The organism is Paenibacillus apii (assembly GCF_011043685.1).
GTDB classification, from domain to species: Bacteria; Bacillota; Bacilli; order Paenibacillales; family Paenibacillaceae; genus Paenibacillus_AQ; species Paenibacillus_AQ sabinae.
The window spans coordinates 1,187,786-1,194,304 of the sequence record NZ_JAAKGU010000001.1 but is presented as its reverse complement, the minus strand read 5'-3'; the positions used below and the strand labels follow the sequence as shown (position 1 = coordinate 1,194,304).

Below are 6,519 nucleotides of genomic sequence, written 5' to 3'. Positions count from 1 at the left end.
TAATTTTCATCCAATAACAAGGGTTGATTAGGCTGATAGAACAGCTTAATCGACCCTTTTTTGCTGCTTACGCATTTAGTGCTTCTCGGTGAATGAAAAAGCGGAAGCTTGCATAAATCCCGTCGCCCCCGGGCAAATTAGGGAAAAAAGCAGAATGAAGGGATTAACATGAGTGCTTTTCGATTGAAGAAGCAGCTGTGGCGCCGGTGGAGACGCTGGAAAAAAGCGCTGTGGGTCGGGTCGGCCTGCGTGATCCTTACGGTATTCGCCTGGTCGGGTCTGAGGGTGTCGGATCGCTTGTCAGATTTGCTGACCGCTCCGACGTCTGTGGAGGAAGAGAAGTTGGCCGAGCTGAACAGCCGTTTCGCTTCCGATGCTACTATTCAGGGTGAGCAAGCTTCCGCCGTATTCGGACAAGAAGTGCCGGAGCAGCGGATTTTGGGACTCGGCGATGCGAAGTCGCTTAGCAGAATTATCGGGGATACCGGCCTCAGCCGAAAAGTCCATTACAAGACCACCTATGTGTGCGGGGATGAAGTACGGGCTACCCTGGGACCGCTGAATCCCTCGAAGCTGCAGGCTCTCCTAACCGAACAACCGGACTGGCAGGGGAGAATCGGGGCCGACGGAGACGTCTGGCTGGAGCGGAATGTGAATGATTTATCGCCTTCCTGCAAAAAGGAAGCATACATCGGCATAGATCATGAAGGGAATCTCACCCTGTTCAAAGGTCCTCCGAAACGGGAGGAGGCGCTTAAGACTTTTTTTCAAATCGATATTGGAACGATGAAATCCTCGCTGCCGGAAAAAGTGTGGAAGCAGCTTCAAGGCGGAATCCGCGTGCAGGATATTGACGAATACAACAGCGTGCTCTCCACCTTTAGCGATTATGCGCGGGACGATGCGGAGCAGGCGATGTAAGTGTTTTTTTGAAGGCAATCTTGAACAAAAGCGGGAAAGAGGCCGTTGGTGAAAACCGGCGGTCTTTTTGTCGTGAAATGATGGCTTGTTACGACGATATCGAGTATGGCAAACTTTATGCTCCCCGGGCAGCCTATTTTTGCTATAATGGGTAGAAGGAATACATATGTTCGCTTTCAAGGCATGAATCTGTGCGGGAAGGCTACCGATAAATAGAGGAGAGATGGTTTTGCGAATTCTGGGGATCGATCCGGGGATAGCGATTGTCGGCTTCGGCTTCATTGACAAAAATGGCAGCAAGCTTACGCCGGTTCAATACGGGTGCATCCAGACAGAAGCCCACACGCCGGAGGAGGAGCGGCTGCTTCACGTTTACGAGGGCATGCTGCAGCTGATCGACCGGTACAAGCCGGAGGCCGTGGCCATGGAGAAACTCTTCTTTAACCGCAATGTAACGACGGCGATGTCGGTGGGACAGGCGCGTGGTGTGCTGGTGCTGGCAGCGGTGCAGCGGGGGCTTCCGGTGGCGGAGTACACGCCGATGCAGGTGAAGCAGGCGATTGTCGGCTACGGCAAGGCGGAGAAGAAGCAAGTGCAGGAGATGGTGCGGATGTACCTGAAGCTGTCCGCTGTCCCGAAGCCCGACGATGTGGCTGACGCGCTGGCTGTAGCAATCTGTCATGCCCATTCGTATACGCTGAATTCAAAGATAAATGAGGTATTGCGCAAATGATCGATTTTTTAAAGGGACCGGTTGTCCATTTGGAACAGGAATATGTGGTGCTGGAGGTACAGGGCGTCGGATACCGGGTTTTTTGCCCGAATCCATATGCTTTTGCCAAACAGGAAGGACCGGTGACGGTATATATTCATCATCATGTGCGGGAGGACGCGATTCTTTTGTTCGGTTTTCCCACCCGTGAGGAGCAGAAGTTGTTCCGCAAGCTGATCGAGGTGTCGGGCATTGGTCCGCGTGTGGCGCTCGGGATTTTGACGGGAGGCACGCCGGATCATGTCATTTCGGCCATTTATCAGGAGAATATTACCTTTTTGACGAAGCTGCCGGGGATCGGGAAGAAGACAGCGCAGCGGATGATTCTGGACCTCAAAGACAAGCTGGACGGACTGGGGACGGCCAGTTTCCAAACTGGATTGTTCGCGGTGGAGGAGCAGAATTCGGAGAGCGGTGAGACTTCCTGGCAGGAAGCCAGAGACGGGCTTAAGGCGCTTGGCTATACGGAGACTGAGCTGGATCGTGTCTGGCTGGCACTGAAAAAAGAAGGAGTGGAGGCCGAATCGGTCGACGTCCTGATGAAGAAGGCGCTCAAGCTGCTGTATGTGGCGAAGTAGGCCCGGCTAAAGCAAGAGTGGATTGACACCCGAGTGACGAAGGTCCGCTAAGTACATGATGAAGTGGAGCGATGGAAAGATGGAGGACCGGATCATATCCGCGAATTTAATGATGGAAGACCAGGCGGTGGAGCTCAGTCTGCGTCCCCGCTATTTGGCTGAATATATTGGACAGAACCAGGTTAAGGAGAACCTGAAGATTTATATCGAAGCGGCAAAAATGCGGAGCGAGGCGCTCGATCATGTGCTGCTGTACGGGCCCCCGGGGCTGGGAAAGACGACGCTCGCCAACATTATCGCCAACGAGCTGGGAGTGAATCTCCGGACGACGTCCGGTCCCGCGATTGAGCGTCCGGGTGATTTGGCGGCGCTGCTGACCAATCTGCAGGAGGGCGATGTGCTGTTCATCGACGAGATTCACCGGCTGCACCGGACGGTGGAGGAAGTGCTGTATCCGGCGATGGAGGATTTTGCGCTCGACATTATGATCGGCAAGGGGCCAAGCGCCCGCTCGGTCCGGCTGGATCTGCCGCCGTTCACTCTGATAGGGGCTACCACTCGAGCAGGCTTGCTGTCCGCACCGCTGCGCGACCGCTTCGGCGTTGTCAGCCGGCTGGAGTTCTACACGGTCGATGAGCTGAGCTATATTGTCTCACGGGGCGCCGATATTCTCGGCATTGAAATCCTCGGCGACGCCGCCGATGAGATTGCGCTGCGCTCGCGGGGAACTCCCCGGATCGCCAACCGGCTGCTGAAGCGGGTCCGTGATTTTGCCCAGGTCAAGGGTGATGGGATTATTACACCGGACATCGCCGGAGAATCGCTGAAAAGGCTTCAGGTCGATCCCAGAGGCCTTGACAATATCGATCATAAGATGCTGCACTCCATGATCACGGGCTTTCGCGGCGGACCTGTCGGGCTGGATACGATTGCCGCAACGATAGGCGAGGAGAGCCAGACAATAGAGGATGTTTATGAGCCGTACTTGCTGCAAATCGGCTTCCTGCAGCGTACACCCCGGGGAAGAGTGGTTACCCCGGCCGCTTACCAGCATTTAGGACTTCCGCTCCCTCCGGAGCAGTCTTGAATTTTACCGATTTAGGCGATTGGAGGACAAAGCGAAAATGATTCATGCATGGAGGAAAGGGAAATCGGCGCTGGCAAAAAGCCTGCTGGCCGCCGCACTGGCAGCGGGAAGTCTACTGCTGCCTGCAGGGGCGGGTTACGCCGACTCCGCCCGAACGATCAGGGTCGCGCTTTTTGCCGATATCGGCAGCAAATATAAATTGACGGTCCCGGCGGTTACGCTGTCTTCGAGCCAGGCCTGGAGCCTGATCGCAGAAGATGCCGGGACTGTTCTTGTAACGGTCCCTTCGGGGACGAAGGTCCGGGCAAGCCTGGACGGATACCGGGTAAAGGTGCTTGAGACGCCTTCCTGGCAGACGGCGGCCGATGCGGCGAAGAAGCTTCAATCTACTTCGGACAAGCCTTTTCTGTTTATGAACTCCAAGGGCGGCGGCAATGTTTATCAGCTCTATACCGGGATGTACGCCAGCGAAAGCGCCGCGAAGAATGCGGCTGACCGAGTGGCCAAAGCCGGCTTAAACCTCCCAGCCGACCAGTCACCCGTTGTAAAGGGCGGCAAGCATTTGACCGCAGGCAGCTTTGCTACGCAGCTGGAGGCCGACACCGCAAGGGCTAGCATAGCCGCAGCCGGCGTGGACACCTGGACCGCCGTGGTGCCTTCCGAAGGCGGCGGTTCGCGGTATGAGGTGTGGGTGGCCGAAGCGGTGAACGACAGCGACTTAGCCGCGGCGCGGCTTGTGCTGGGCCAGGTGATGCCGCAGCTTTCTTTAACGACCGCACCGAAAGGCCTGATGATCCGCACGGATGTCGGGCTTGATCTGAACAGCGAGACGCAGACGATGCACTACGCGGTATCCGGCGATGCGAAGTTTAAAGCGGCCGGAAACAGCACAGGCATCCAGCTTGCCGAACGGTCCAAGCGGACCTATCGCGGAAGCCTGGAACTCGGCGGATCGAACGGATCGCTGTCCGTCATTAATGAACTGCCGCTGGAACAATATCTGTACTCGGTTGTCGGCGGAGAGGTCTCTGCCAGCTGGCCGGCAGAAGCGCTCAAGGCGCAGGCGGTGGCGGCCCGCAGCTATGCGCTTGCGCAGGGGCTGAGATTCGATATTGCGAATGTTGTTGATACTACGTTAAGCCAGGTTTATAACGGCATCGGAACCGAAGCGCCTTCGGTGACGTCAGCTGTGGATGCCACGTCGGGCGAGGTGCTGAAGAGCGGGGGAAATCTCGTTGAAGCTGTATTTTCTTCCAACAGCGGCGGGAAGACCGCCGATCCTTCCGAGGTATGGAACAGCGGCGGAAATGTATTCGCCAGCGTGGACAGTTCGGAAGATAGTTCCGCGGTGGCTTCCGCAAAGAAATGGTATTACGTGCAGCTGCCTGGTGGCTTGGACGGCTATGTCCGGGAAGACAATGTGAAGCTTACGGGCGACAAGACCCCCGCCGGCCTGGACATACTAACGGCGACGACCAAGGATGTCAATGTGCGGCCGCTGCCTGTGATTGACAACAGCGTAAGCCCCGTAGGAAAACTGAATCCGGGAGAAAATGCGGTTGTTCTGAGCAAGGTATCGGAGTCAGGGAGCTACAGCTGGATTAAAGGGCCTTATACATCTTCCGATCTGCTGAAAAGTCTGCAAGGGAAGACGAGCGCCACGCTGCCTTCAACCATCGTGACCCTTCAGGTGACGGAGCGCGGTCCTTCGGGCCGGGCCGTTCTGGTTAAAGCCAACGGCAATCCCCTAAGTGTGAAATATCCCGACTTGTACCGTTCCTCATTAGGCGGGCTGCCCAGCACTTTGTTTGATATTGTACCTTCGGGCAGTTATACTGTACTAGGCGCCGACGGCAAAACCGCAAGCGTAAGCGGTTCGCAGCAGACAAGCGTGCTGACCGCATCGGGTATGGTAACGAAGAGCGGCAGCGGAACCGTCGTTATGGGCGGAGACTCCAAGGCGCGGGTTGTTGACGCCACTTCCGGATTCCTGTTCATTGGCTGGGGGAACGGCCATGGACTGGGCATGTCCCAATGGGGTGTGAAGGGAATGGCGGATCAGGGGTATGATTACAAGGCGATTTTGCAACACTATTTTCAAAATGTCACTATAGTTAAGGAATGACAGCAATGCATGTGGATTTGTATGATTTTCATCTGCCGGAAGAACTGATTGCCCAGATTCCGCTTCCAGACCGGAGCGCTTCGAGGCTGCTCACGATGGACAAGCGGAGCGGGAAGACGGAGCATCGGCATTTTACGGATATTCTTGAAGAACTGCGGCCTGGCGATACGCTTGTGCTGAATGATACGAGAGTCATTCCTGCCCGGTTGTTCGGCATAAAGGAAGATACGGGAGCCAAGGCCGAGGTACTGCTGCTCAAGAGCTTGGGCGAAGACCGATGGGAGGCTCTGGTGAAGCCGGGCAAAAAGCTGAAGACCGGCGCCGTCATTTCCTTTGGCGAGGAACTCCAGGCGGTAATTGAGGAAGAAAGCGACATGGGCGGGCGTACGTTGCGGTTTATGTACAATGGAATCTTCCAGGAGATTCTGGACCGGCTCGGAATGATGCCGCTTCCGCCTTATATCAAGGAGAAGCTGGATGACCGGGAACGGTATCAGACCGTATATGCCCGAAATGAAGGCTCGGCGGCCGCGCCTACGGCCGGTTTGCATTTTACGGAGGAGCTGCTGGATAAGATTAAGGCAAAAGGGGTTAAGCTGGCCTATATAACTCTCCATGTCGGGCTGGGCACGTTCCGTCCGATGTCCGTAGAAACGGTTGAGGAGCATGTCATGCATGCGGAATTTTTCATGCTGTCTCAAGAAACGGCGGATATACTGAACGAAGCTCGGGAGAAGGGAAGCCGGATTGTGGCGGTTGGAACGACTTCCTGCCGTACGCTGGAGACGGTCGGCGGCATATTTAAGGGCGGACCGCTTGAAGCATGCAGCGGCTGGACGGATATTTTTATCTATCCGGGGTATGAATTCAAGCTGGTAGACGCCCTCATTACGAATTTTCATCTGCCGAAATCAACGCTGGTTATGCTGGTCAGCGCCTTGGCGGGCAGGGAAAATATCCTTGCTGCCTATCAAGAGGCAATCGAGGAGAAATACCGGTTTTTCAGTTTCGGCGACGCAATGTTCATTTACTAAGT

6 protein-coding genes are annotated in these 6,519 nt (G+C 55.6%); all 6 read left to right on the top strand.

All coding sequences use genetic code 11. From position 1 onward, the window contains the following. Nucleotides 1–168: 168 nt before the first annotated feature. The 6 genes from G5B47_RS05845 to queA all read left to right on the top strand — a co-directional run bounded on the left by G5B47_RS05845 (nt 169) and on the right by queA (nt 6,517). A complete protein-coding gene (locus tag G5B47_RS05845) occupies nt 169–921 on the top strand; it encodes a BofC C-terminal domain-containing protein (RefSeq protein ID WP_165095291.1) in 753 nt (250 codons plus the stop codon). Nucleotides 922–1,150: 229 nt separating this feature from the next. Next, nucleotides 1,151–1,654, top strand: a complete 504-nt coding sequence (gene ruvC / locus G5B47_RS05840; RefSeq protein WP_165095545.1) for a crossover junction endodeoxyribonuclease RuvC — start codon at nt 1,151–1,153, stop codon at nt 1,652–1,654. Beyond that, complete coding sequence (gene ruvA, locus G5B47_RS05835) at nt 1,651–2,271, top strand: Holliday junction branch migration protein RuvA (protein WP_165095288.1); 621 nt, start codon at nt 1,651–1,653, stop codon at nt 2,269–2,271. The genes ruvC and ruvA overlap by 4 nt, the downstream gene beginning before the upstream one ends. Before the next feature lie 79 nt (nt 2,272–2,350). Beyond that, entirely contained in the window at nt 2,351–3,358 is a 1,008-nt protein-coding gene (ruvB, locus tag G5B47_RS05830; protein ID WP_165095543.1) for a Holliday junction branch migration DNA helicase RuvB, read from the top strand. Between the two features lie 37 nt (nt 3,359–3,395). Further along, a complete protein-coding gene (locus G5B47_RS05825) occupies nt 3,396–5,483 on the top strand; it encodes a SpoIID/LytB domain-containing protein (protein WP_165095286.1) in 2,088 nt (695 codons plus the stop codon). A gap of 5 nt (nt 5,484–5,488) precedes the next feature. Then, nucleotides 5,489–6,517, top strand: a complete 1,029-nt coding sequence (queA, locus tag G5B47_RS05820; protein ID WP_165095283.1) for a tRNA preQ1(34) S-adenosylmethionine ribosyltransferase-isomerase QueA — start codon at nt 5,489–5,491, stop codon at nt 6,515–6,517. Nucleotides 6,518–6,519 lie beyond the last annotated feature (2 nt).

Bases quoted from the DNA above. Each gene is read 5' to 3' on its own strand.
- ruvB (WP_165095543.1), top strand. From the start codon at position 2,351: ATGGAGGACCGGATCATATCCGCGAATTTAATGATGGAAGACCAGGCG.
- G5B47_RS05825 (WP_165095286.1), top strand. From the start codon at position 3,396: ATGATTCATGCATGGAGGAAAGGGAAATCGGCGCTGGCAAAAAGCCTG.
- G5B47_RS05845 (WP_165095291.1), top strand. From the start codon at position 169: ATGAGTGCTTTTCGATTGAAGAAGCAGCTGTGGCGCCGGTGGAGACGC.
- ruvA (WP_165095288.1), top strand. From the start codon at position 1,651: ATGATCGATTTTTTAAAGGGACCGGTTGTCCATTTGGAACAGGAATAT.
- queA (WP_165095283.1), top strand. From the start codon at position 5,489: ATGCATGTGGATTTGTATGATTTTCATCTGCCGGAAGAACTGATTGCC.